Here is a 25,849-nt window from a genome sequence, read left to right on the forward strand (position 1 = left end):
GCGAGGATCGGCGTCAGTCCCGCGAGAGCTGTGTCGGCTCGAGAATCCGGCCCGAGACCGTGATTCCCGCCATCCAACTCGCCACGTAGGCGACGGTGAAGGCCCGCGGAACCGCTCCTGCGCGACGAGCAGCCTGAAGCAGTCGCCGTGTGTCCGCGACGCGGCGTCCACGACCGAAACTCCGAACGAGCCCTCGGACGACCGTCTGGTCCGCACCGGGATGCGAAGCGCTCCGTATAGCGAGGGTTTCGGCCATCAGTTGTCGCCACCCGACGTAGACCCAATAGAGCATCCGCGCCATCGCTCGCGGGGAGGCCGAGCCCTCGTAGCGTCGCGCGAATCCGACGACGTTCGTTGCCGCACGCTTCACGGTTCGCAACGTGCCCGCGCGCAGCCCACTCGGGTCGCCGAAGACGTTCGCGTCGTGCTGGACGTAGTCCTGCACGACCTCGTCTATGACGCGAGCTCCCCCGTGCGCGAAAGCGACCATCGCCAGCCAGTGATCGTGGGCGACTGTCCGCGAGGACAACACCGGGAAGGGCAACGCGGCAGCGAGGAGATCCGCTCGGAAGACGCAGAGCGATCCGGTGTACTGGTTCACAAGCATCGTGAGTTCCGGGCTGAGGTCTCGGCGATCGGTCACACCGATCTCGCGTTCTGCCGGGTACTGCACAAGGCGGGCTTGCCCTGAGACCAGCGCGACCTCGGCGAGATACGGAAGTAGGACCTCGAGCTTGCGCGGGTACCAGAAGTCGTCCTGGTCGCTGAGGGCGACCCATTCAGCGTCATCCGGCACAGCTTGCAGGCCGCGTTCGAAGTTGTGGTAGAAGCCAAGCCGACGGCCGTCCGCGACGACCTGGAACCGCGGATCATCTCTGACGGCCTCGGCAATGCATCGACGGACGACGTCCTCACCGCCGTCGACGGTGATCACGCACACCCAGTCGTCGACCGTCTGCGCGCGGATGGATCGCAGCTGCCTGATCAGCAGTTCGGGCGCCGGCTGGTAAGCGGCGAGTACGATCGCACCGGTCATCCGCAGTCTCCCCGATTCCACTCATAAAGCCTTCGATAGTCTAGGCGAGCACCGTCTCTCGGCCTGCATTCCACCGCCTGAAGGAGACTCGTTTTGGACGAGACCCAGCCGCGCACCTCGACCGTGAGCGTGTGCATGGCGACGTACAACGGCGCCGCATACCTTCGCGAGCAGATCGACTCGATCCTCCCGCAGCTCGGGGACGATGACGAGCTCGTCATCGTCGACGATGCCAGCACCGACGACACGCGGAGGATCATCGCCTCCTATACGGATGACCGCATCCGCATCGTCGAACAGAGCAGCAACCGTGGCTACGTGCGCACCTTCGAGAACGCGCTCAGCGTGTCGGTCGGCGACGTCGTGCTCCTCAGCGATCAGGACGATGTATGGACCGAGGGCCGTCGCGACCTCCTAGCGCGCGCAGCGCAAACCTCGGGAGTAGCGGCGTCGAACCTGCGGCTCTTGGGCTCCGAGGAGCCGTTGCGGTCACCTCTCACAGGTCGGCCCTGGCTGCTGCGTGCCGCGGACAGCTCCAGGAACGTTCGCAACGAGTTGGCCATGCTTGCGGGCAACATGCCGTACTTCGGGTGCGCGATGGCGGTGCGCCGGGACATGCTGGACCTCGTCCTGCCCTTCCCTGAAACGTTGACCGAGTCACACGATCTCTGGATAGCGACCGTCGCGAACGTCGCCGGGCGCATGACGCACGTGGAGGCGACGAGTCTGTACCGCCGCGTGCACGACGACAACGCCTCCTCGTCGCAGCCCCGAGGCATCAACGCCGCCATCCGTTCGCGTCTTCTCCTGATGCGGTTGTTCCTGATCGCGCGCTCTCGCCTGCGCTCGCGGAACGCCCTGCCCAGCACTGCGAGAGACAGTTTCCGCGGTCGATAATGTAACCTGAGGATTCCGCCCGAAGGCGTGGCAAGTACGGCTTCGCACCCTTCGCTTCTGTTTGGACACGCCCCTTCGCCATGACCACTGAGCACTCTCGAACGCGCGTCTTCGCCGTCGTCACAGCATTTCGCGCCCCCCAGGACCTCGTCGATCGTGTGCGCGCGCTCAGTGAACAGGTGGAGCGTGTCGTGGTCGTGGACGACGGGTCCCACAGCCTTGGCGGCCTCGCCTTCTCAGATACGAACGTCGTGTCCCTGGAGCTTCCCGAGAACGTGGGCATCGCTGCCGCGCTCAACCGAGGAATCGATCGCGCGAGGCAGCTCGGAGCAACACACATCGTCACGATGGATCAAGATTCCACTCTTCCCGACGGCTACGTCGACGCGGCGCTGAGCCATCTGGACCGGTTGGCCGTCGCGGGGATGCGCCCCGCCGCGGTGGTCCCCGCGCGTTTCGGTGACTTCGTGGTCACAACAACCGGCTCGCCGGATCATCCTCGCGACCCGATCCAGTCCGGACAGGTGATACCCGTAGACGTCTTCGCGGAAGTCGGCAACTTCGATGAGCGGCTCTTCATCGACGGCGTCGACACGGAATACACCCTGCGGGCCCGCGCGGCCGGACTCGAATTCTGGATCCTGCCGGACAGCATGCTCGAGCACAGTCTCGGCGAGCAGGTGCCGATCGTCGTGTTCGGCAAGCACCTGAGCGTGTTCGGCAAGAAGCGGCACCACTACTACCACGCCCCCTTCCGCACGTACTACGCGATGAGGAACGGTCTGGCTCTCTGGCCGCTCCATCGCAAGAACAACGTTCGCTGGTTGGCGCGCCGGACGCTGGGCTTGTTCTGGGCCACGTTCCTCGCCGTGTCACTCTCTTCTGATCGCGGGGCGCAGTTCGTGGCGGCGGCGCACGGCTTCGGTGACGGAGTGCGCATGCGACTGGGGCGCATCCCTCAGCGCACGCTTCAGGCGATCGACGCGCGGCGTCGACCGTGAGCGGGACCGTGCCGACGACGCCGATGCGCAGCATCCTGATGCCGCTCCAGCGGCTCGGCGGCTTCTCAGCGTCTATCTTGCTGAGCTCGGTGATCGGCGTCTTCGCGATTCCTCTCCTCGTCGCGGCCCTGGGGCCCGACGGCTGGGCTTCTATCGCCGTGATGCAGACGACCGGGCAGCTCACCGCAGTCTTCGTGGCCTTCGGCTGGGGAGCCACAGGTCCGAGCATCGTCGCCAGCACCGCCGCGGGAGACCGCGTGGCGTTCTATCGTCATTCGTTCCGCATCCGCGGCATCCTCTACCTGACCGCTGTGCCTGTGGCAGCCGTCCTGCTGTTCTTCCTGCTGCGGGGCGATCTCGTGCTCGCTCTGCTCGGTGCCCTCGCGTACGTGCTTCCCGGCCTCGGAGCAGGATGGTATTTCACCGGGATCGCCCGGCCCATGGTCTTCTTCCTCTGCGAAGCACTGCCGAGTGCGATGGGCACGGTGGCCGGCGTGGTCGCTGCGATGTTGACGGGCGAGGTGCTGCTGGTTCCCGCCTGCCAGTTCATCGGTTCGGGTGCCGCCGTCCTCATCTCCTACACCGTCATCTCACGTGAGCGCGCTGCGCGCGAGACCGAAGCGAAGCACCCGCGATTCTGGTCCGCACTCCGAGAGCAGCGTCACGCGATGACGACGGCCGTCACCAGCGCGGTGTACGTCGCGATGCCCGTACTCCTGGTCACCGTCTTCTACCCCACCGCGCTCCCCGTCTACTCGATCGCCGACCGGCTGTTCCGCTACGCGGCCATCGCCTTCCTTCCCATTCAGCAATTCTTCCAGGGCTGGGTGCCCTCAGAGGCAGACCGGGTCGACCGTCGGGCCCGGATCGCCTTGATGGCCGGAATCGTGGTCGGCACCATCGGCGGAGCGTGCATCGCCGTCCTGTCGCCGCTCGTGTCGCCATGGCTGGGCATCGCCGTACCCTTCGAGGTGTCCCTTCCCCTCGGTATCGCTTTCATCGGGGTCGCGCTGTCCGGCCTGGTCGGCTACGCATGCCTGGTCGTGCTCGGACACACGCGGTTCCTCGCTCGCTCGACGGTCATCGGTGCAGTCATCGGCATACCCGCGCTCATCATCGCTGCGGCCTTCCAGTCGCTACCGGCTGTAGCGAGCGCTGTCGCTCTCACCGAACTCATCGTCGCCGGTGTCCAGATCATCGTGATGCTCGGGACGCTCCGGCAACGCCGTCACACCCCGGCCTAGAATTCGGTCACTGTGAGATCAGAGGGGCGAGCTCGCGAGCAAACCATCCGGTCAAGCTGAGCGCATAGGAGGCGCTCAGGTGATTCTCGTCAGCGTAAGCGATCACACCGCCGACGACGGCGTGACAGGTTCCGTCCGGGCAAAGCACGGAGCGCAGGTCTACGACAGCGATCCCCGAAGATCTCGCGGCTTCGACAAGCCAGTCACCTTCGGACACGTCGGGCCATGAGCACGCATCGTCTACGGCACCGGCCTCCAGAACGCATGCAGGGCCCGTTATAAGCGCACCGTCCGATGCCAAGCGACCATCGACATTCGGTACATCTGTCACCATGATCACCGTCTTCCCTGCCGCCACGAGCGCTTCGAACCCGGTCTTCGCGTTCTCTACCCAGACCCCGCTATCTGAACGCGTACTGACGATCACGACATCGATATCTTCATCGGAGACCGCATCCGCGATGGTCGACGCACCCCACTGCGCACAGCGTGCCGAGTTCTCGTCGTCGTCTGCAGCGCTGAGCCGGAACGGATTGCAGGCCTGGCGGGTCTCAACGTGCAGACTCCACCCGTTGGACGCCGCCAGGCGCTCGAGCGGTGAGATGATGTGGTCCGCGTGCGAATCCCCCATCACGAGGACGTCGGTCTCTGTAGCCGCTCGGTCCCCGGGGAATGAACACGACCGCTCGATCCATGATCCGACCGTGCGGCTATCGCAGGACAGCGCGGGCTCGGACTCGAACCACGCCCAGGGACCGTCGCCCTGCGCGAAGGTGGGATCCACAGACTCGGTATATTCAAATGGCGATGCGCAGTCGTTGTACACGGCCTGGGCTCCGACACAGCCGGACGCTCCATTCGGACCATCCCCTGTGATCTGACCTTGCAGTTCCTGCTGACGCTCGTCGATCGACGCTTTGATGGCGAATGCCTGCGGAACGACGACTGCCATGATCACAGCGATGCTGGCGAACATCGCGATGAAGGTCACCGAGCGCTTCCCCAGGAGCCCTGTCGGTCGCCTGAACGGACGCTCGACAAAGCGCTCGGTCAGGAGCGCAAGAGCCAGAGTGGCGGCAACGATGATGAGACATCTCATCCACAGCGGCAGGTCCACGAACGCGGTCACCAGTATCACGAGCGGCCAGTGCCAGAGATAGATCGAGTAGGACAGGTCGCCCAGGACCTGCACAGGGGCGCCCTGAGCCATGCGTTGAGGGGAGAATCGTTGCGCATGGTCCCCGAGCCAGATCAAGACCGCGGTTCCCCCTACCGGCACCAATGCAATGGAACCGGGAAACGCAGTGTCAGGGCCGAACGCGAAGGCGGCCCAGATGATCGCGGCCAACGCCACCCATCCGATAGCGATACGACTCCTCTCGCCGACCCGCGCCGATGGCATCAAAGCGACCAGCGCCCCCAGCGCGAACTCCCACGCGCGAGTGGTCGTGATGAAGTACGCAGACGGCTGGGACCGGGCGGTCTCGACAATCGAGAAGAGGAACGAAAGCACAAAGACCGCGAGCAGGACGATCCACACTGCGCGTCGCACTGCGATCGACGCTGAAGGATGCGGAGTCCCGCCCGCTCGAGCCCGCTTGACGTTCCTTCGCAGGGCGATCGCAGCCGCCGCTGCCAGCATGAGCGGCCAGACAAGATAGAACTGCTCTTCTACCGACAACGACCAGTAGTGCTGGACGAGGGAGGTAGGGTTCGTAGCGTTGAGATAGTCGATCGCTCCCGCTGCGAGGTTCCAGTTGAGTGCGTACCCCGAGGCGAAGGCGATCTCGATGAGATTCTGCTCACGCGTGATCCCCGGCATGACGAAGAGTGTGAGCAAAGCGCACACAGCGAGCACGAGCAAGGACGCCGGCAGGAGCCGCCGGACTCTGCGTGCCCAGAACTCGGCGATGTTGACGGTGCCGCTTCTCTCGAGTTCTCGCAGGAGATGACCTGTGATCAGAAATCCGCTGATGACGAAGAACACGTCTACGCCGATGTATCCGCCCGGAAGAGCTGTCGGCAGCAAGTGGAAAACAACCACCAGAGACACCGCGAGAGCACGGAGGCCCTGAATATCTCGCCTTTTTCCGACGGCGGAAGTGCGTGGGAAGTCGCTTCGCGTCTTCGCGAATCGCCGATCGGGCGGTGCTGACGTCACTTCAGGAGGTTCCGCTTGCTCATCTCGTCGAGGGAGCGCTGGTAGCCGTCCTCTTCGACGGGCTCCGTGAGGACCCAGTCCACGAAGGCCGCGACACCTTCGCGGAAGTCGACCTGCGGCGTGAAGCCGAGGGTGGTCGCGAGACGGGTGGTGTCGGCGACGTTGTGTCGGATGTCACCCAGACGGTAGTTGCCGGAGATCCGCGTGGGCACCTCGCGCCCAAAGGCCTCGAAGAGAGCTGCCACGACGTCGTTCACCGTGGTCGCGACGCCCGAGCCGACGTTGAAGGTCTCTCCTGCCGCACGCGCGTCAGTGGCTGCGAGGTAAGTCGCTTCGACGACGTCGTCGATGTAGACGAAATCCCGGCTCTCCTCGCCGTCCTCGAAGATGTTGATGTCCTTGCCCTGACGGATAAGCGTCGAGAAGATCGAGAGGATGCCCGTGTAGGGGTTCTTCAACGACTGCCCCGGGCCGTAGACGTTCTGATAGCGCACCGACGTCGCCTCGACACCGATCGTCGGAGCGACCGTCATGATGAGCGACTCCTGCATCTGCTTCGTGATGCCGTACACGGAAGACGGGTGCAGCAGGGCGCTCTCATCCGTCGGGACGAGCCGAAGTTGCCCCTCGCCCGGGGCGTGAACGTCGAAATCGCCGGCGGCCATGTCCGTGTCGGCGCGGTGACCCGGATAGACCCGGCGGCCGTCGGCGGTCTCGTACGCGCCCTCGCCGTAGATGGAGCGCGAAGACGCGATGACGACTCTCCGCACGTCGGTGTCGTCGTTCGCCAGGATGTCGAGCAGCTTCGCGGTACCGCCCACATTCGCCTCGACGTAGCGATCGATCTCGTACATGGACTGCCCGGTCCCCGTCTCGGCTGCGAGGTGCACCACGATGCTCGCACCCCGAAGCGCGGTGCGCAGGTCATCCTTCGACGCGACGGTTCCGACGATGACGTCGGCCACGCCGTCGAGCGAACGCAGCAAGGGCGACGTCTCCGTCGGGTTCTCACCGTGGACCTGCGGGATCAGAGAGTCGAGGACCGTGACGCTGTGCCCGTCTGCCGCAAAGCGAGCCGCGAGACGGGTGCCGATGAAGCCCGCGCCGCCGGTGATGAGCACGTGTTCGGACATACGGGGATCCTCCTGCGAGTGAGTCGGCACGGCGTTCGCTGCGCGCCTGTCTGCGGCTCAGATGGCGAAGATGTGCGCCAGCGTCGATTCTAGCCCAGCACGGTTCCCGTGTCGGAGGACGCCCGGCAGCTCGGAGACGGCGTGCAAGCGCGACATCAGGCGCACGCGCGCTGTGCGACTCGTTCGTGCCCAGCGCTTGTCGACAGCCAGCCCTCGAGCGATCGCGAAGTAGGCCCGCTCATCGCGGAAGCGACGTCCGTCCAACAGCGTCTTCTGCGACGCACTCGATCCGTGACGACGGTACGAGAAGGCGAGTTCCGGCACGTAGGCGAGGGACCCTTCATCGAATGCGATGTCCATCAGAAGAGCCAGGTCCTGGATGATCGGCAGCCCGTCGCGGAAGTCGATGCGCCTCAGGGTCTCGGTTCGGAAGGTCAGCGAGGGCCAGTACAGCCAGTCCCCGCGGATCAGGCTTGTGGCCATCTGCTCCCCAGCCAGCAGAGCGATCCCTTCGCCACCGCGCGGGGCGAGGAGGCCCTGCTTGACGCGGTCGACGAGCGGGCGGATCACGACGCCGCTCTCATCGATGACCTGCACTCCGGGCTGAATCACGTCGACGGTCGGGATGCGCTCGATCACTCGGCCGATGACGTCGACGTAGTTCGGATGCAGCAGATCGTCGCAGCCGAGGATAGTGACATGAGACGTCGTCGCCCGGCGGATGGTCTCACGATAGTTCTCTGTGATTCCGAGGTTCGTCTCATTGCGAACGTACATAATGCGGTCATCCGAGATGGCAGCGAAATAGGCAGGCACAGACTGGTCCGGGTAGCAGTCGTCGATGACGATCAGTCGCCAGTCACCGTTTCGCTGCGCGCGCACAGAGTCGACCGTCTTGTAAAGCAACTCGGGATCGCCCCAGAACGGAACGAAGATCTCCAACGTCATCGTGCTCTCTCATCTCCCGCTGTCTTCCACTGAGCGTCTGTCGCTCGGGACATCACTCGCACACCACGACCTCGTAGAGGACCGCCTCGCCCTCCGCGTCGACCTCCGCGACAGCGCGGGACGAGCTCAGCCGATCCATTCCCTGGTAGCTGTGCTCCCCGCCGTTGACCTCCTGCGTTCCGAAGTCGAGCACATACTCGATTCCGAGCCGATCCACGGCGTCGCAGACGTCGGATCCTGGGCGAGCGGTGTCCAGACCGTCGAGGACGAGTGACATGTCCTCGGTGATGTCCATCAAAGTATGCGGCAGCACCACGTTGCGGTCCGCAAGCGCATACGCGAGCGCTGTTCCGGTCCACGGGCTGCCGAGAATCGCAGCGTCCTCCGGCACCTGATCATCGAGACGATCGAGCAGAGCGAGCTCGTCGGTGGTCAGCAACTGCGATGCGTCGGTCACGGCGAACGCTCCACCAGCGCTCGACACCGCCTGGCGGATGTTGCCGACCTGGGGTATGACGACGAGGGTGACCACGGCAACCGTCGCGGCGAGCGCCGTGCGCAGACGAGGCTGCGTGACGCGCGCCAGCCAGCTCCCCAGTACCTCCCACATCCGTGCACCTCCGACCGCCGCGAGCGGGACCCACGCGAGGGGAAGAAGCGCAGCGAGACGCGGTGCGTTGTTGTACCAGGCACCGGTGAGGATGTCGCGCGGCACCAGATACTGGAGACCGGAGACTGCGATATACAGTCCGGCAGCGGCTGCAAGGAAGCCGAGCGCCGTCCAGTCGGCCGCGGTGCGTCGTCGCACCGCCACCGCTCCGCCGACGATCACGAGCACTGCGACGACGAGGTTCATGGGCGCGGCCCAGACCGACACGGTGAGCACCTCTCCGATCGCTTGGCCCACGGTCTCGTCCGGAAGCCAGGTGCGGGCGGCGGCAGGCGGGCGCAGCACGTACCAGAAGGTAACCGCAGCCGCGATGTAGCCGGCGGCCCCGAGCGAGGCCATGGCTTTCTCCCTGCGCGACGCAGTCGAGAAGAGCAGCCGAACCCAGACGACGCCGAGCAGCACGGACGTGAAGACCAGGAGCGCTACGAAGCCGCCGGGATGCGCGATGGCGATTCCCGGAAGGCTTCCGAGCGCGCCCACGATGAACGGCCACCGCTCCCGCCAAGTGGCGCGTCGGCATGTCTCGAAGACGAGGGCAATGGGCACAGCGATCAGACTCAGCGACATCATGTACGGGAAGAGAACCCCGTACTCGATGAGCAGCAGCGGAAACGCCGGGAGCGCGACACTGACCGCCGCAGCGGTGACGAGCATGGCGGTCGAGGGCCCGAACAGCGTCCGTACCAGGAACACGACACCGAGCGGCCAGGCTACCGCTGCGAAGAAGATCATGATCGCGTTGGATGCCAGCGGGATCGTGACACCGGTGATGTGCACCACGAGCGACGCCACCGCATGCCACCCGGACGGATAGAACGGCAGGCCCCCACTGGGGCCACTGGTCATGGAGCCGATCGTCAGTGGAGAGACGGCTCCTGTGTCGAGGGCGTAACGAATCGCGTTGAGGTGGAAGATGTTGTCGAATGTCTGCGAGATGTTCTGCGGGTCATGGATCACGGCGACCAGCTGAATGATCACGATGAGGCACGCCCCAGCGATCGCAGCGATCGCCCCTCGCGGACTCCCGGTGAACGCGGGAGCAGACGAGCGCCAGAGCGCGAATCTGAGCACTGCCGCGACGATTGCGATGATCACAGTCATCAACCCGACGGGGAGGATTCCCCACGACATCCCGACGAAGGGTGCGGCAAGCGCTGCCATGACAACGATCGTCGTTCCTGCCGGAAGCGCGAGCGCCCATAACGTGAGACCACGCATCCCGAGCACGAAGGCGACCAGGAGTCCTGGAATCCCGATGACGCCGATGCTGGCGAGGACGGCCACTACGAGGTCGAACCACACGATGAGAGCGGCACCTTTCTTCCGGGGAACGGAGGACATCCGCAGGCGTCGATCTTAGCCACGGCGCCTGAGCGCGGGCCGACACACCGCCGATCACGACGCTGAAAGACCGGACAGCGACGACAACCTATGATTGACGAGGCGTTCGCCCCCCGAACTCAGAACGCTAACGGAGGTGATGAGAACGCCGTGTCCGAGATTACTCTGTCGACTGATCAGAAGCTGACGCAACCCGGCGGGACGAACGGTCTCTTCGACGTGTTCCGCCGCAAGTATCTGCTCAGCCTCATCGTGCGCAAAGAGGTCGGCATCCGGTATCGCGGATCCGTCCTGGGCTGGCTCTGGTCGTATGTGAAGCCATTGATCCAGTTCCTCGTGTTCTACTTCGCTCTCGGGGTGTTCCTCAACCTGAACGACAGCATCGAGTACTACCCGCTGTACCTGCTCTCGGGGATCACCGCGGTGACGTTCTTCAACGAGTCGTTCGCGAACGCGACGCGATCGCTCGTCGACAACGCCGCGCTGATCAAGAAGATCTACTTCCCCCGCCAGATGTTCCCCATCGCCAGCACGATGGTGGCGGCGATCAATACTGTTCCGCAGATCGTGGTCGTCGTGGTCATCGCGCTCTTCTTCGGGTGGGTGCCGACCCCGGAGGGGGTGCTGGCGCTGCTGCTCGGCCTCGTGATCATCTCCCTGCTGGCGACCGGCCTCGGTCTGCTCTTCGGCGCCATCAACGTGACATTCCGTGACGCGCAGAGCTTCGTCGAGATCATCGTGATGATCTCCGTCTGGGCATCGCCGGTGATGTACCAGTGGCAGATGGTGGCCGGAAAAGTGCCGGACTGGCTGTTCCAGCTCTACGCGCTGAATCCCATCACCGCGGCGGTCGAACTCTTCCACTTGGGGATCTGGCACCCGCTCGCGCCCGCCGGCGCCGAGACGCTCCCCTCGTTGTGGCTCCACGCCGCCATCGCGCTCGGAGTCTCTCTCGTCATCCTGATCATCGGGGAGCTCGTCTTCCGCCGCCTGGAGGGTCGCTTTGCTCAAGATCTCTGACACACCCGCACCGCGCATCTTCGTCGAGGATGTCCACAAGCACTTCAAACTGCGTCACACCCACTCGATCAAGGAGACCTTCGTCGCAGCAATGCGTCGCAAGCCGCTCACCTCAGAGTTCCAAGCGCTGGACGGTGTCTCCTTCTCCATCGGCGAAGGAGAGGCCGTCGCGCTCATGGGCTTCAACGGGTCGGGTAAATCCACCATGCTGAAGCTGATCTCGGGTGTGCTGCGCCCCGACGAGGGCCAGGTGCTGACACGAGGCCGCGTCGCCGGGCTCATCGAGGTCGGCGCCGGGTTCCACCCGGATCTGTCCGGACGCGAGAACGTGTACCTCAACGCGGCGATCCTCGGCATGTCGAAAAAGGAGACGAAGGAGCAGTTCGACGCGATCGTCGAGTTCAGCGAGATCGAGAAGTTCATCGACACCGAGGTCAAGCATTACTCCTCAGGGATGTTTCTGCGCCTGGCCTTCTCCGTCGCCATCCACACGCACGTCGACATCCTGTTGATCGACGAGATCCTCTCCGTCGGCGACGAGCCGTTCCAGCGCAAGTGCATCACGCGCGTCCGTGAGCTGCACTCCCAGGGAAAGACTCTGGTGGTCGTGAGTCACGACCTCAACATGGTCTCTGACCTGTGTGAGCGCGGCATCGTCATCGGAAACGGCAAGGTGCGCTTCGACGGGCCGAGTAAGGACGCCGTCGAGCTGATGCGCGCCTGACGCGAGATCGCTCCGCTCAGAGTTCGGCGTGCAGCGCCCAGACGCGTTCGGCCGCGCTCGCCCAGGAGAATGCGCGCGCCCGATCGGATGCCAGCACCCGCAGTCGCTGCGAGCTGTCGCCGACGGCCTCAGCCACGGCGTCGGGGAGGTCTGATGCGGCAACCAGCGAGCCGCCGTCGACGATGACGTCGCGGTTCACCGCGGAATCGATCCCGACCAGGGGAACGCCGAGACTCATGGCCTCCACGGCGCGCCACGGCCATGCCGCGACACCGTCGGTGGCCACGAATGCCGCCGCTCCGCCGATCACGGCAGCACGGTCCTCCTCGTCGAGCGTGCCGCGGATGTGCGCCCGGTTCTCGGGCAGGCCGGCCGCCGAGGCGATCTCGGCCAGCGCGGGCTCCGATCCCTCCGGCGCGTCGAGCACGACGGCTTCCGTTCCGGCGGCCACGGCGCCGCGGAAACCGTCGGCCAGCGTCGCGCGGGAGCCGGTCAGCACCACGTAGTCCTGCGGCACCGCATGGCTCTCGCGCCGCTGGGTCGCGTTCGAGGGCACGGCGAACCCGTGCGGAGGGGCCCCGGCGATCACACGGATCCGGCCGCCGAACTTCGCCAACTCCCCCAGCCGCTCGGCGACGGCATGTGAGGGAACCACGACGGCGTCGGCATGCTTCACAGCGCGACGCAGCATCGCGCGCTGCCAAGCGACGGTGTTGCGGGGCAGGGAGTCGGGCTCGTCCCAGGCCCGCAGGTCCCACAGGGTGACGGTCGTCTGATCGTTGTCGTGCAGCCGGTCATGCCTCACGAGAGGGGCCATGAGCGTCGCTGAGTGGATGAGGCCGCCGCCGACACCCGGCGCGATCCCCATCTGCCAGGACGCGGCGAGTTCCCGGCGGGCGAGGGAGAGCGTGCGCACCGACGACACCCCGGCGACCGGAACCTCGGCACCGGCGGGCACGATCGCATCCACAGCAGCGCCGGACGGCGTGGTCGCGAGCAGGCCGCGGGTCAGATCCAGCGCGGCGGACGCGTGGTCGGCGTCGACGACATGCACGAGCTGATCCAGAACAACACGCAGTCGAGCACCCATGGCCCCAGGTTAACCGCCCGGGCCTCCAAGCCCGTGGAGCGTTGACACCGAGCCGCGGGAATGTCAGCAATCCCTCAGCAATCAGGCCGCACGGCGGGGCAATCGGGCTGTTCATGCTTGAATGCTCACGTGAGCGACGGCCGACTTCCTGTACGCCGCCGATGGATCGGATGGACCATCGGCATCTTCCTGACTCTTCTGGTGGTGTCGCTCGGCTGGGTGGGTATCCGCGGGATCGGTGCAGTGAGCGATCTGCAGCAGGTGGCCACGAGCGGGTCCGCCCTGAAGAAGGCGATCGCCGCGGGAGACCTCGAGGGTGCCGAGCCGATCGCGCAGCGCATCGCGCACCACGCACGGTCGGCGCATGAGCTCACCTCCGACCCGGTCTGGCTCGCCTACGGCTTCGTGCCGTGGCTCGGACCGAACTTCCGAGCCGTGAGCGACATCGCCGATATCGCGGACGACGTCGCCGACGGCGCGCTCACTCCCCTGCTCGACGTCACCGACGGCTTCGATCTGGGAGGTCTCGGCTTCGCCGGTGGCACGATCGATCTCACGCCCTTCGCCGCGATCCAGAAGCCTCTCGGACAGGCCAGCGACACCTTGAGTGCCGCAGATTCCCGCGCGAAGAAGATCGACGCCGACGCCACCCTCCCTCCACTGGCCGACGCCGTCCGCGAGATGCGCTCGACCGTCTCGCAGGCCGCGACGGCGATCGGCGCGCTGCACGGCGCATCCGTGCTGCTGCCGAGCATGCTGGGCGGCGAAGGTCCGCGCAACTACGTACTGGCCATGCAGAACAACGCCGAACTGCGATCCTCGGGCGGGATCATCGGCTCCATCGCTCTCCTCCACGCCGAGAACGGCACCGTCTCACTGGTGCAGCAGGCCTCGACCCTCGACTTCCCCTCGCTCGACGAGGGGTTGCCCGTCAGCGACTCCACGCTCGCACTGTTCGAGGACCGGCCCGGGCGATACCTGCAGAACATCACGAGCATCCCGGACTTCGCCGAGGCGGCACCGACCATCGCGGCGCGCTGGCAGGGACGATTCGGCGGCCAGATCGATGGCGTCATCGCCGTCGACTCCCTTGTCGCGGCGAATCTCATGAAGGCGACGGGTGATCTCACGTTCGGGCCTTTCACCGCCACCGCCGACACGATCGTCGACATCCTGCTCTCCGAGATCTATGCCGCGATCCCCGATCCGGCCAGTCAGGACGCGATCTTCGCGCAGGCGTCGAGCGGGCTGTTCGGCGCCGCCCTCTCCGGCGGCGATCCGGCGGCGCTGATCGGCGCGCTGTCGCAGTCGGCCGATGAGGACCGCATCCGCATCTGGAGCGCCCACGAAGACGAACAGGCCGTCCTCGCCGCCTCCACGCTCGGCGGCACCCTGCCCACGGACGGCGAGGACGCGACGTACGTCGGTGTGCTGATGAACGACAGCACCGGCGGCAAGATGGACTACTACACCCGGGCGTCGATCCAGACGGCGATCGGCACCTGCGAAGGACAGCCGACCACGCAGGTCACGGTCACCTGGACGAACACGGCGCCGGCGGACGCTGCGACGGCGCTTCCCGCGTACGTCACGGCGAACGGCTTCTACGAGGACGGCGTGCCGGCGGGCTCCGTGCGCACTCTCATCGCCGTGTACGGACCGGAGGGAGCCATGCCCTCCCACATCGATCGCGACGGTGCCGAAGAGGGCGTGCAGACCACGACCCTCGGCGACCGCTCCGCAGTGCAGCATGAGGTCGTGCTCGCCCCGGGCGAGTCGACAACGATCACCGTCGAGTTCCAGGGAACCGGCGCCGGAGAGCGGCTCACGCAGGTGCAGCACACCCCGCTGATCGTGGAGCCTAAGACGACACGCAGCGAGCTGACCTGCGCATCGTGACTTTCGACCCTCGATAGGGTACTGTCATCTCACTGGGGAATATATTGGGTTCTGTCATCCTGCCGTGGGGGCAGGGGAATCCACGCCATCGAATGCAGGGGTGTATTCGAGGCGATTCCGCGTGAAATCTGGGGAGAATCATGCTGAAAAAAATGGCTGCCATCAGCCTTACCGTCGGCGCACTCGTGCTCATCGCACCGGCCGCCGCCACCGCCGCACCGTCATCGGTGCCGACCGCATCCGGTTCGTATTCCGACGCGCCTGGCGCCAAGGTCAACGACCCGATCATCGACACCTGCGAGGTGTCCACGGTCGTCTTCGGCGCGGGATACTTCCTGCCGTCGGAGAACGTGGGCGTCTCGGTGTCAGGTCTCAACGCCGCCGACTCGGCCGTCTCGGGTAACACCGCAGGCTCCGACGGCGGACTCACGCTGACGTTCCGTCCGCCGTCCGACGGTGACGGATCGTACGCACTCGCCTTCTCGGGCTCGCGCTCGTACACCGCGACCATCACGGTCTCGCAGGGCGCCGGCGCAAGCTGCGCGAACGACCCGGCCGCCGCTGCCGCGGCGGGCTCGGAGCTTCCGCTCACCGGTTCGGGTCTCGAACTGGCACTCACCGGCGGAAGCGTGTCGCCGTGGATCCTGGGCGGCGGCGCTGTCGCGCTCGTCGCCGGTGGCGCTCTCGTCGCTGCAGGAGCCGCGCGCCGCAAGCGCGCCTAGATCCGATCGCCGCTCGCGCGGTGGTCGACTGGACGACGGTGATCCCTCCCCCTCCGATCACCGTCGTCTGGTGACTCCGGTCCACGTACCGGAAGCCCACGGCCGCTCCTCGCCTGTCGAGAGCGGCCGTGGGCTGCTCTGCGCCATCGTGCCGAGCCGAAGCGGGTGGGAGAGCCCGAAGGTCAGGGAGTCGGCGTCGGCGTCTCGGTCGGCGGGTGCAACGCCTGCTGCATCATGGAGTGGATGTACCCGTAGTCCGGCTGGAACTCGTCCACGCCGTTCTCGGGCGTGAGCTCGATCGTCGCGACAGTCTGCTCTTTGGCCTTGAGCATCAGGTCGAAGAACTCCGGCAGCTTGTCCTGCGGCAGGTCCGTGTCGATCAGCGCCGTGCCGGCTGCCGCGACCTCGTTGAAGCGGGTCAGGACGGTCTGCGGCGTGAACTGGCCGAGGATCGCCTCCTGCAGTTCGCGCTGACGCTTCATGCGGTCCCAATCGCTCGTGGTGTAGCGCGATCGCGCGTACCACTGGGCGGTGTCGCCGTCCATGTGCTGCTGGCCGGGCTCGATCCATCCGATCGCCCATTCATTGACGTCGGAGCCGCTCCATCCCTCGGGCGGACCGCCCTTGGGCAGACGCTCGGTGACGTTGATGTCGACGCCCCCGAGCGAGTCGACGAGCTGCGCGAATCCGTGCATGTCGACGAACACGTAGTAGGGGATCTCGATCCCCAGCACGCCTTCGGCGGCATCCTTGGTCGCCTCGATGCCGGGATCGGACCCCAGCGCGTCCGCGTCCGGGTAGAGCCCGGTGCCCTTGTCGTCGCGGCAGATCTCCGCGGCGTTGCGCACGTGGTTCATCCATCCGTTCCACCCGCAGTTCGACGAACCGTGGCCCTCGAAGCCGTTCGGGTAGAGCTCCTGCATGGGGCTGCCCTCACTGAAGGGCGCGTTCGGGAGCTCGCGCGGGATGCCGGTGATCGTGACGGCGCCGGAATCGGCGTTGACCGAGACGACGGAGATGCTGTCGAACCGCATGGAGTCACGGCCGTCGCCGCTGTCGGCTCCCAGGAGCAGGATGTTGTAGTAGCCGTCGCTCGGCGGCAGGCTCGGGGCACTCTGGCCGAAGATCGAGCCGATCGTGTTGCGGGTCGACCCGACGACGGTCGCGCCGTACGCGACGGCACCGCCGACCAACCCCATCAGGATGAGGGCGACCACCGGGATCGCGAGCCGGTGAGCTCCGGGAACCTTCACCAGACGCACCAGCCGCAGCGTGTCGAAGGTCAGCACGACCCACAGCACGGCGAAACCCACGAGCGCGACCTGCACGAAAGTGAGGATCAGTGCCGAGAACCATCCGGCGCCGATCGTCAGCCAGAGCAGCACGGGGCGCGCGAAGAGCGCGAGACCCGCGGCGACGACGACGAGGAGCCAGGCGGTCAGCGTCGCTCCGATGCCGATGCGGCCGAGTCGTCGATTTCCCGCCAGCACCTGCGCGGATCCGGGGATCAGCAGATTGAGAATGATCAGCCACCAGCCGCGCTTCGACATGGTGCCGGCGTCGGCGGAATTCGGATGACGCAGCGGACGGGTCTCGATCAGCGGTCGAGCCGAGACGCGCGGCGGCGCCAGGGTCACAGCGAGTCCTTCAACCGTTCGTTCTTCTCCTCGACCTGCGCCTCGAGGTCCTTCGCATACGCTTCGACGCGGTCGGCCAGGTCGTCGTCGGCCACCGCGAGGATGCGAGCCGCGAGCAGGCCGGCGTTCTTCGCGCCGCCGATGGAGACGGTGGCGACCGGGATGCCGCCGGGCATCTGCACGATGGACAGCAGCGAGTCCATGCCGTCGAGATAGGCGAGCGGGACGGGAACGCCGACGACGGGCAGCGCGGTCATCGACGCGAGCATGCCCGGCAGATGGGCCGCTCCCCCGGCACCGGCGATGATGACCTTGAGTCCGCGCGAGCGCGCCTCACGGGCATAGCTCATCAGCTTGTCGGGCGTGCGGTGAGCCGACACCACCTCGACCTCGTGGGGGATCCCGAAGTCGGAGAGAGCCTGTGACGCGTCGCTCATCACGCGCCAGTCGGAATCAGAACCCATGACGACGCCGACGAGGGGCGCGGCGGATGAATGCAGTGGCTCGGTCACCCACTCAGGCTACGGTCTGGCGCTGAACATTCCCCCCACGGCACGCGGCTGCACACGCAGAACTCGCCGGACTCAGAGGAAATGCGCGGCTGCGGCTCGAGCTTCGTACACCGCATCGTCGAGGTCATCGCCCACGACGTTCACATGGCCGACCTTGCGCCCGGGACGGGGATCCTTGCCGTAGGTGTGGATCTTGGCGGCAGGATGCTCGGCCATCGCGGCAGTGAACCGGTCACCGAGGCTCCCCTCCGTCGGGCCGCCGAGGATGTTGACCATGACCGACCAGTCGGAGCGGGGGCTCGTGCTGCCCAGCGGCAGATCCGCCACCGCGCGCAGATGCTGCTCGAACTGTCCGGTGACCGCGCCGTCCTGGCTCCAGTGGCCGCTGTTGTGCGGCCGCATGGCCAGCTCGTTGACGAGGATGCGGTCGTCGTCGGTCTCGAACAGCTCGACGGCGAGCATGCCGGTGACCTGCAGGCCGTCGGCGATGCTGCGGCCGATGCCCTCGGCGACCTCGCTGAGCCGTGCGGACGCGGCAGGTGCCGGGGCGATGACCTCGGCGCAGACGCCATCGCGCTGCACGGTCTCCACCACCGGGTAGGACACAACGTCTCCGTTGACTCGCCGGGCGACCTGCTGCGCGAGTTCGCGGACGAACGGCACCAGCTCCTCGACGAGGAGTGCATCGTCGTCAGCGAGAGCGTCGAGCCAGTCCTGCGCGTCGCCCGCCGCACGGATCACCCGTACCCCCTTGCCGTCGTATCCCCCCCGCGGTGTCTTGACCACGCCGGCACCGCGGTGCGCGTCGAGGAAGGCCGTCAGCTCGTGGGCAGTGCGGACGGCGGCCCAGTCCGGCTGCGGAACGCCCAGCTCCGCGAGCTTGGCGCGCATGACGAGCTTGTCCTGCGCGTACTGCAGGGCGTCGGGACCGGGATGCACGGCGACGCCGTCGGCGACGAGCGCGCGAAGCACATCCTGTGGCACATGCTCGTGGTCGAATGTGACGACGTCGACGTCCTGCGCGAAGCGTCGGACCGTGTCGATGTCGCGATAGTCCCCCACGGCCGTCGCTGCGAGCTGGGCGGACATGCCCTCGCCCTCGGCCAGGACTCTGAGATCCAGCCCCAGTTCGACCGCCGGAGCGATCATCATCCGAGCGAGCTGTCCTCCGCCGATCACGCCTACACGCAGCGCCATGTGCCGCCTCCATTCGTCGTGATCATTCTCTCGCATCCGAGGCGCACGCATCACCAGCGAAGACAGGACGGACTCAGCGCTCGGAGACCCCGTCAGTCGATGACTGCGCGTCGCGGTGGGCCAGGATCTGACTGACCTCGATCTGATCGGCGAGCGTCTCGTGCACCAGGGTCACGTTCGGCACGTTCAGCAGGCGCATCGGCGAGTCGACGCCGTTGGACAGGGTGATCGAGCCTGTTCCCCACAGTCGCTGCAGCGGTCCGCGGCGGACGGAGATCGTGTAGCCGCGCGCATGCGACATCTCGCGTCGCTGCGCTGAGCCGATGCCATGGTGCGAGATCACGCGACGGGTGGTGACGGTCGTGCTCCGTGAGAACCACACGACGAACGGCACGATCACCAGAAGCAGCAGGGCTCCCCCGGCGGCGGCCAGCAGCATCCAGTTCTCGAAGGGCTCGGGGAGGTTGTCGTAGAAGTACGCCGTCGCCCCGAACACGGCGATCATGACCAGGGCCGACCAGAACAGCCGACGGGCGTGACCGCGGAACCGCGCGATCATCAGCTCTTCCGACGGCACGCCGGGCGGCGGCATCATCGGGCGCCCTCCGAGAGTCACAGGCTGCGTCACCCCACCATTGTGCCTGTGATCGCCGACGTCGGCGGCTGCCCCGCGGCGTGTCAGGGTCAGATGAGTCGCGCGTGCACGACGTCTCCGGCCGAGATCGCGTGCTGTACGCCCTCGGCCGTGACGAGCAGACGACCGTCGATGTCGAGCCCCGTGGCCTCACCGTCGAGCACCCGATCGCCCGGCAGCGAGACGCGCACGCGGCGCCCGAGAGTGGCGCATCGTCGAGTGACCTGCGCGTGGACCCCGCTGCGCACGGCGTCGTCGGATGCCGTGAGCGCCGCCAGCTGCGCGCCGAGCGACTCCAGATAGTCACTGATCAGACGATCGGGGTCGACCTCGGCGCCGAGAACAGCGAACGAGGTGGCGGTCGGCACGGGCAACTCGTCTGTCGTCATCGCCGTGTTCACGCCGGCTCCCACGATCACCGCGTCAGCGACCCCTTCGGCCAGGATCCCGCAGATCTTGCGGTCGTCGACCAGCACATCGTTCGGCCACTTCACCGCCACCTCGTGGCCGTCGAGCTGTGCGGCCACGGCGTCGGCCATGGCGACCCCCGCGATCAGCGGGATCCAGCCGCGTGCCGTCGGATCCGAAGGAAGCCGACGCAGCAGCACCGAGACGGCCAAGGACGCACCGGGCGGCGCGGTCCACACGCGGTCGAGGCGCCCCCTTCCCGCTGTCTGATTGTCGGTGACGAGAGCCGACAGATGCGGCCAGGCGTCCTCGTCGGCCGCATGCGTGCGCAGATCTGCGTTGGTCGAGCCGGTGGCGGGCACCGTCTCGAGGTGACCGGCGACCTGTCGCGCGCGAGGAAGTTCCACGATCAGAGCTCTTCCTCGTCGGCTTCTTCGTCGTCGTCGTTCTCATCGGCGGCGACCACACCCATCTCGTGCGCGTGCCAGTGATCCCACTCGCCGAGGAGCTGCTCGATCGCTCGATGGAACTTCGCGGTGGCGACGCCCGGCGTGGTGTCGCCGAAATAGTGGCGCACCCACATCTGCAGTCGCGCCACGGCGGCCTCGTCGTCACGGACGCGCTGGACCTCGGCGAGGATGTCGCCCGCGGCATCCGCCGTCAGCCACTCGCAGTCGGACAGATAGCCCTTGTCGTCGATCGATGCCTGCTCGTCGACGGGACGCGTGATCATCAGCGGCTTTCCGGCGGCGAGACGGTCGTACACCATGGCGGAGATGTCGACGATCGCGACGTCAGGCTCAGCCAGCTGCCAGCCGAGCTCGGCTCCGTCGTCGTAGACGTGCTGCGCGCGCGGATCGGCGGCGTTGGCGGCAGCGATCGCCGCGACGATGCGGCGGTGCGCGGCGCCGTATGCGTCGTCGACCACGCCGCTGCGCGGGTGCGGGCGGTAGATCAGACGGTGGGCGTCCGACGCGAGCAGTCGCGCGACGAGTGTCTCGCCGTGCGTCGCGATCGAGCCGTAGTGCGCGCTCGGGCGATCGCCCTCCCACGTGGGGGCGTAGAGCACGACGCTGCGCTCGTCGGGCGTGTACGGCAGCGTGCCCGAGAAGTGGTCGGCCTGCGGACGGCCGATCTCGATGGTCCGCCGATCGATGTCGTAGTCCCAGAGCGTCCGCGACAGGCGATCGCGGGCCGCCTGACCGGCCACCAGCGCGTAGTCGTACGCCTTGTACTGGTTCGTGGTCATGTACATCTTGTCGGATTCGCCGTGGTTGATGAAGACGTGGAAACGGCGTCCGTAACGGAACATCTGGAAGTTCCGGGTGTTCTGATTCACATACAGCACGACCCGGATGTCCTGGGCGGCGATGAACCGCTCGAGGTCGCGGATCGTGGGGACGAACGCGACGGGCGGGGCCTCTTCGTCGAGGAGCTTCTCGGCCCCGGCGGCCTGACGCGCGAGCACCACCACGGGCCACCGACGAGCGAGTTCGGCGAGCGGACGGTACCACTGCCGCATCTGGTACATGTTGACCGCGCCGTCGGCGAAGTACACCGCGATCTTGTAGTGACCGGGGGCATGAGGGGGCACATCGGCGAGCCGTCGACGCACCCGCTGCACCGCCGACCGGGAGGCGATCGCACGCTTCAGCAGACGGTACGCCTTCTTCGCGTCAGACACAGCACCCATCCCTCCAGAGTACCGAGTGCATCGAAGTTCCAGGCAGCGCTGCCACCACCGTGACATGATCGAGAGGTGCACGACAGTCAAGCCGCCGGAGCCGCGACAGGGGTCTCCTTCGTGATGCCGGTGCTGAACGAGAAGGCCTATCTCGCACACGCGGTCACCTCCGTGCTGGCACAGGAGCTCGACGTTCCCGCCGAGCTCGTGCTCGCCCTCGGGCCCTCGAGCGACGGCACCACAGAGCTCGCACGCGAACTTGCGGCGGGCGACGATCGCATCCGCCTGGTCGAGAACCCGGCAGCGCACATCCCCGTGGGCCTGAATGCGGCGATCCGCGCCAGCCGGTACGCCACGATCATCCGCGTCGACGCGCACTCGGAGCTCTCCCCCGGCTACGCGGCACAGGCGCTGCTCGCACTCGAGCGCACAGGGGCGGCGAACGTGGGCGGCGTGATGCACGCCGAAGGACGCTCCCCCTTCCAGAAGGCCGTCGCGCGGCTCTACAACTCCCCTGTCGGCCTCGGCGGCGGCGCGTACCACGGCGGCGCGACAGCGGGCGAGGCCGAGTCGGCCTACCTGGGCGTGATGCGGCGCGAGGTGCTCGACGAGGTCGGGCTGTTCGACGAGACCATCCGCCGCGGCGAGGACTGGGAACTCAACCTCCGCATCCGTCAGGCCGGGCACCGCGTCTGGTTCGACCCGACGCTCTCGGTCATCTACTGGCCCCGCGAGAGCTGGCTGCGACTCGCGCGCCAGTTCCGTGCGACCGGTGCGTGGCGCGGTGAGCTCGTGCGCCGATTCGGCAGGCGTAACGGATTGCGCTACTTCGCCCCGCCCGCGCTCGTGCTGCTGGTCGCGGTAGCCGTGGTCGTCGGCATCCTGCAGGTGACGGGCGTGCTCGCCGGTCTCGCATCGCTGATCGCCTCGGTGGTGTACCTGCCGCTCGCGATGTACGTCCTTCTGGTGGCGGCGGTCGCGCTCGCCCCGGGCGGCGGCAGCATGCGCCAGCGTCTGTGGACGCTGGTCGTGCTGCCGACCATGCACTTCTCCTGGGGGCTCGGATTCCTGGCCGGCGTCATGCGCGGTGCCGACGACACGGTCGACACCTCGCGGCTGGGCACCCGCAACACCCCGCTGCCCTGACCTCCCACCCCGCTGGACGCACGGCGAGACGATCGCGACGACGCGCCGCGGTCAGCGCGAGACGAACCCGAGGTCGAGGATGCGATCGACGACCCGTCGCGTGGCGTGCCCGTCGTCGCGCGCATTGAACTGGGCTCGCCAGGCGGCATAGCGCTCGGCGTAGGCGGCGACGTGTCCGCCGTCGGCGAGAGCCGTGACGAGCTCCTCCTGCGATCGCACCAGCGGCCCCGGCGCCCGCGCCGCCAGGTCGAAGTAGAAGCCGCGCAGCTGACCACGGAAGTGATCGAGGTCGGGAACCAGGAAGTACATGGGCTTGCCGGTCACGCTGAAGTCGAACATCACCGACGAGTAGTCCGTGATGAGGGCGTCGGCGGCGAGCAGCAGCTGAGCCGTCTCGGGGTAGCCGGTCACGTCGATCACCCGGGCTCCGGCGTGGTCGCGCCCCTGCGGGAGGGTGCGGGAGTGGCCACGCACCAGCACCACGGCATCGGCGTCCCGGGCGAGCTGCTCCGCGTCGACGAAGTCCACCATCTCACTGCGGTCGTCGCGCCACGTGGGGGCGTACAGCAGAACCCGCTCGTCTGCGGCGATCCCCAGGGCCGATCGCACCGCGATCGAGTCCCCGGCCACGAGCGCGTCGTTACGGGGGTATCCCTCGATCCAGATCGGCCGACCGAAGAACGCGTACGCCTTCTTGAGGATCCGTGCCGAGTACGGGTTCTGCGCGAGCAGCACATCCCAGCGACGCGACTCCTTGACGACGGCGGCCATGCGCCGAGGGGCGAAGCCGGGACGATGCAGTGCGAGGCGCTTGAGCGGTGAGCCGTGCCAGGTCTGCAGCACCTTCTGTCCGGCCTTGCGCACGAACCGCCGGCGCAACCAGTCGTTGACCACCAGGAGGCGGGACGAGGCCCGGGCGCGCCACCATTCGGGGCTGCCTTCAATGACCGCGACGGCCCCCTCCGGCACCGGTACCGACAGGTCCACGACGCTCCAGTAGCGCCGCACTCCGGGTGCCCGCACCGCCAGCTCGCGATCGATCGCCTGCGGGTTGCAACCGACGCTGCGGCCGTAGAAGCTCTCGAAGAACACGGCGTTCTCGGTGCCGCCCTCCTGCTGCGCGTACCGCTCCTCGAGCGTCGCCTGACCTTCAGGGCTCTCGTACATCGGGTCGATGGGAGCGGCGATCCCGACTGCTGAGCCATCCACGGCGATCCGCACGCCGGGGAGGACGATCGACGGAATTCGCAGCGCGTCGAGGTCGACGTCATCGATCTGCAGCGCATACGCGCCGGACGGCAGTGGCAGCGTCGGTCCTCCCCAGCGCGCGGCCTCCAGCGGGAAGGCCGCCTTCCAGGTCTTTCCGCCCCCGGTCACACGAGCCTCCACGCGGGCGCGCGGCCCGATCAGGTGAGCGCTCACCGGACGCGGGCCGGTCCCTGCGATGATCAGCGACGCCGCCGCCTCATCGATCCGGGCCGTTGTCATGCTGCTCCCTTCGGCGCGGAGGCACCTCGCGCGCGGATTGCCTGATACACCCTGAGGGTGTTGCGTCCATCGCGGTACGCGTGCATCTCTGCGCTGAGCGTATCGGAACGGTCGGACCGCTCGGCGAACACACCCGGGTCCGAGAGCAGAGCATCGAGCTGACGCAGGAGTCCCGCCCAGTCCTGTGCGGCGTCGGGGCCGGCGACATCGTCGAAGCGTCCGTAGAAGCCGCGCGTGCGTGCGTAGTCCTCGGCATCGGGCGCCAGATAGAGCACGGGCATGCGCAGCAACCCCACGTCGTACGCCAGCGAGGAGTAATCGGTGATGAGCACGTCGACTGCCGGAAGAGCCGGAGTGACGTCCGGAAGCAGCCCGGCGCCCAGCATCCGCACCCGTGCACTGGGCTCAGCGGGTGCGTAGCCGCCCTCGCCGAGCGGGTGGGAGCGCACCAGGAGGATGGCGTCGTTCGCCTCGAGGACGCGGACGATCTGCTCCCATTCTGCGTCGTTGGGCACGGCAGGATCCGGTGCACCGTCACGCCAGGTGGGCGCGTAGAGCACGATCCGCGCCGTCTCGGGCAGCGCCCCGACCGCGCCGCGCAGCACCGCGGAGGCGCGTTCTCGGCGCTCACCGGGGTCGCCCATGGAGAGCACGTCGACGCGGGGTTCACCGGTGACGATCACCCGGTCGTCGTGCAGGCCGAAGGCCGACTCCAGTCGGCCGCGGGAGCGGTGAGACGCCGCGGGGAGAACGCGGATGCGCTGCGCCGCCCGGCCGTACAAAAAACCGATGAGACGCCGCAGCACCGACGCACCCGGGACCGCCGGTACCTGCGTCGTCGCCGGGGAGTCGAGTCCGATCCGCTTGAGCGGGATGCCGTGCCAGAGCTGCACCACGAAGGCTCCGGAGTTCGCATAGCGATTGACATCGCCGAGCCCGTGCGTGACCACGAGCACTCCTGCCCGTGCGGTGGCCCACCAGCCGCGCAGTCCGGTCTTGCGGATGGTCGGGATGCCCAACGCCTGCGCATCGCGGTCTTCGCGCTCGGACGACGTCAGCCACAGCGTCGGGTGGCCGGCTTCCGCAGCCACGCGCTGCAGCGCCAAGGCTCCGTCGCCGATTCCCGCGCCGCAGCCGAAGACCCAGGTGCGGCCGCGCGGCACGACCGTGGTGCCCAGGCGACCGACGACGTACAGCGGGATTCGGAGCAGCTTGGCCGCATTGCCGGAGCCGAAAGAGAAGGACGCCACCCCGCGA

The 25,849-nt window shown here is 67.1% G+C and carries 22 protein-coding genes; 8 read left to right on the plus strand and 14 right to left on the minus strand.

What is annotated here, in order from left to right; translation table 11 throughout:
- Positions 1-13: 13 nt before the first annotated feature.
- On the minus strand, positions 14-1,036 hold the full coding sequence (locus AC2D10_RS04850; protein ID WP_484710805.1) for a glycosyltransferase: 1,023 nt from the start codon (positions 1,034-1,036) through the stop codon (positions 14-16).
- Between the two features lie 93 nt (positions 1,037-1,129).
- Here AC2D10_RS04850 and AC2D10_RS04855 point away from each other — a divergent pair, with 93 nt between their 5' ends.
- From AC2D10_RS04855 to AC2D10_RS04865, 3 genes are all read left to right on the plus strand, one after another.
- Positions 1,130-1,933: a glycosyltransferase gene (locus tag AC2D10_RS04855; protein ID WP_484710806.1), complete on the plus strand. Its 804-nt coding sequence runs from the start codon at positions 1,130-1,132 to the stop codon at positions 1,931-1,933.
- Positions 1,934-2,013: 80 nt separating this feature from the next.
- Complete coding sequence (locus tag AC2D10_RS04860; protein ID WP_484710807.1) at positions 2,014-2,934, plus strand: glycosyltransferase; 921 nt, start codon at positions 2,014-2,016, stop codon at positions 2,932-2,934.
- Positions 2,931-4,178, plus strand: coding sequence for a polysaccharide biosynthesis protein (locus tag AC2D10_RS04865; protein WP_484710809.1), 1,248 nt, complete (start codon positions 2,931-2,933; stop codon positions 4,176-4,178). Before AC2D10_RS04860 ends, AC2D10_RS04865 begins: the two co-directional genes overlap by 4 nt.
- 7 nt (positions 4,179-4,185) lie before the next feature.
- Here AC2D10_RS04865 and AC2D10_RS04870 read toward each other — a convergent pair whose 3' ends face one another.
- The 4 genes from AC2D10_RS04870 to AC2D10_RS04885 are packed head-to-tail and all read right to left on the minus strand — an operon-like array spanning position 4,186 to position 10,431.
- A complete protein-coding gene (locus tag AC2D10_RS04870; RefSeq protein ID WP_484710810.1) occupies positions 4,186-6,339 on the minus strand; it encodes an acyltransferase family protein in 2,154 nt (717 codons plus the stop codon).
- A complete protein-coding gene (locus AC2D10_RS04875; protein WP_484710811.1) occupies positions 6,336-7,472 on the minus strand; it encodes an NAD-dependent epimerase/dehydratase family protein in 1,137 nt (378 codons plus the stop codon). Before AC2D10_RS04875 ends, AC2D10_RS04870 begins: the two co-directional genes overlap by 4 nt.
- Positions 7,473-7,529: 57 nt before the next feature.
- A complete protein-coding gene (locus tag AC2D10_RS04880; RefSeq protein WP_484710812.1) occupies positions 7,530-8,420 on the minus strand; it encodes a glycosyltransferase in 891 nt (296 codons plus the stop codon).
- A gap of 52 nt (positions 8,421-8,472) precedes the next feature.
- On the minus strand, positions 8,473-10,431 hold the full coding sequence (locus tag AC2D10_RS04885; RefSeq protein WP_484710813.1) for a DUF6541 family protein: 1,959 nt from the start codon (positions 10,429-10,431) through the stop codon (positions 8,473-8,475).
- A gap of 150 nt (positions 10,432-10,581) precedes the next feature.
- Here AC2D10_RS04885 and AC2D10_RS04890 point away from each other — a divergent pair, with 150 nt between their 5' ends.
- The gene (locus AC2D10_RS04890) at positions 10,582-11,451 is read left to right on the plus strand and encodes an ABC transporter permease (RefSeq protein WP_484710815.1); all 870 of its coding nucleotides are present in this window, start codon (positions 10,582-10,584) and stop codon (positions 11,449-11,451) included.
- Positions 11,435-12,175 carry an ABC transporter ATP-binding protein gene (locus tag AC2D10_RS04895; RefSeq protein WP_484710818.1) on the plus strand — a complete coding sequence of 247 codons (741 nt, stop codon included), beginning with the start codon at positions 11,435-11,437 and terminating at the stop codon, positions 12,173-12,175. Before AC2D10_RS04890 ends, AC2D10_RS04895 begins: the two co-directional genes overlap by 17 nt.
- 16 nt (positions 12,176-12,191) lie before the next feature.
- Here AC2D10_RS04895 and AC2D10_RS04900 read toward each other — a convergent pair whose 3' ends face one another.
- Entirely contained in the window at positions 12,192-13,265 is a 1,074-nt protein-coding gene (locus AC2D10_RS04900) for a glycosyltransferase (RefSeq protein WP_484710820.1), read from the minus strand.
- Positions 13,266-13,394: 129 nt separating this feature from the next.
- Between AC2D10_RS04900 and AC2D10_RS04905 the strand changes: the two genes are divergently transcribed.
- Positions 13,395-15,164: a DUF4012 domain-containing protein gene (locus AC2D10_RS04905; RefSeq protein ID WP_484710821.1), complete on the plus strand. Its 1,770-nt coding sequence runs from the start codon at positions 13,395-13,397 to the stop codon at positions 15,162-15,164.
- A 152-nt stretch (positions 15,165-15,316) separates the two neighbouring features.
- Positions 15,317-15,886, plus strand: coding sequence for a hypothetical protein (locus AC2D10_RS04910; RefSeq protein WP_484710822.1), 570 nt, complete (start codon positions 15,317-15,319; stop codon positions 15,884-15,886).
- Positions 15,887-16,068: 182 nt separating this feature from the next.
- Here AC2D10_RS04910 and AC2D10_RS04915 read toward each other — a convergent pair whose 3' ends face one another.
- The 6 genes from AC2D10_RS04915 to AC2D10_RS04940 all read right to left on the minus strand — a co-directional run bounded on the left by AC2D10_RS04915 (position 16,069) and on the right by AC2D10_RS04940 (position 21,967).
- The gene (locus AC2D10_RS04915) at positions 16,069-17,523 is read right to left on the minus strand and encodes an LCP family protein (protein WP_484710823.1); all 1,455 of its coding nucleotides are present in this window, start codon (positions 17,521-17,523) and stop codon (positions 16,069-16,071) included.
- Positions 17,520-17,987 (minus strand): 5-(carboxyamino)imidazole ribonucleotide mutase, encoded by a 468-nt coding sequence (gene purE / locus AC2D10_RS04920; protein WP_484711806.1) that lies wholly within the window; start codon positions 17,985-17,987, stop codon positions 17,520-17,522. Before purE ends, AC2D10_RS04915 begins: the two co-directional genes overlap by 4 nt.
- 120 nt (positions 17,988-18,107) lie before the next feature.
- Positions 18,108-19,232, minus strand: coding sequence for a 5-(carboxyamino)imidazole ribonucleotide synthase (locus AC2D10_RS04925; protein ID WP_484710824.1), 1,125 nt, complete (start codon positions 19,230-19,232; stop codon positions 18,108-18,110).
- 73 nt (positions 19,233-19,305) lie between these two features.
- The gene (locus AC2D10_RS04930; RefSeq protein WP_484710825.1) at positions 19,306-19,860 is read right to left on the minus strand and encodes a PH domain-containing protein; all 555 of its coding nucleotides are present in this window, start codon (positions 19,858-19,860) and stop codon (positions 19,306-19,308) included.
- 56 nt (positions 19,861-19,916) lie between these two features.
- Entirely contained in the window at positions 19,917-20,681 is a 765-nt protein-coding gene (locus tag AC2D10_RS04935) for a biotin--[acetyl-CoA-carboxylase] ligase (protein WP_484710827.1), read from the minus strand.
- Between the two features lie 2 nt (positions 20,682-20,683).
- On the minus strand, positions 20,684-21,967 hold the full coding sequence (locus AC2D10_RS04940) for a CDP-glycerol glycerophosphotransferase family protein (protein ID WP_484710828.1): 1,284 nt from the start codon (positions 21,965-21,967) through the stop codon (positions 20,684-20,686).
- A gap of 114 nt (positions 21,968-22,081) precedes the next feature.
- On the opposite strand from AC2D10_RS04940, the gene AC2D10_RS04945 reads away from it, so the two are divergent.
- On the plus strand, positions 22,082-23,104 hold the full coding sequence (locus AC2D10_RS04945) for a glycosyltransferase (protein ID WP_484711807.1): 1,023 nt from the start codon (positions 22,082-22,084) through the stop codon (positions 23,102-23,104).
- 51 nt (positions 23,105-23,155) lie between these two features.
- On the opposite strand, the gene AC2D10_RS04950 is transcribed toward AC2D10_RS04945, so the two are convergent.
- Both AC2D10_RS04950 and AC2D10_RS04955 read right to left on the minus strand, forming a co-directional pair.
- Positions 23,156-24,592, minus strand: a complete 1,437-nt coding sequence (locus AC2D10_RS04950) for a CDP-glycerol glycerophosphotransferase family protein (protein WP_484710829.1) — start codon at positions 24,590-24,592, stop codon at positions 23,156-23,158.
- Positions 24,589-25,842: a CDP-glycerol glycerophosphotransferase family protein gene (locus AC2D10_RS04955; RefSeq protein ID WP_484710830.1), complete on the minus strand. Its 1,254-nt coding sequence runs from the start codon at positions 25,840-25,842 to the stop codon at positions 24,589-24,591. Before AC2D10_RS04955 ends, AC2D10_RS04950 begins: the two co-directional genes overlap by 4 nt.
- Positions 25,843-25,849 lie beyond the last annotated feature (7 nt).

The sequence above is a fragment of the Microbacterium sp. PI-SA-G genome, assembly GCF_057215335.1.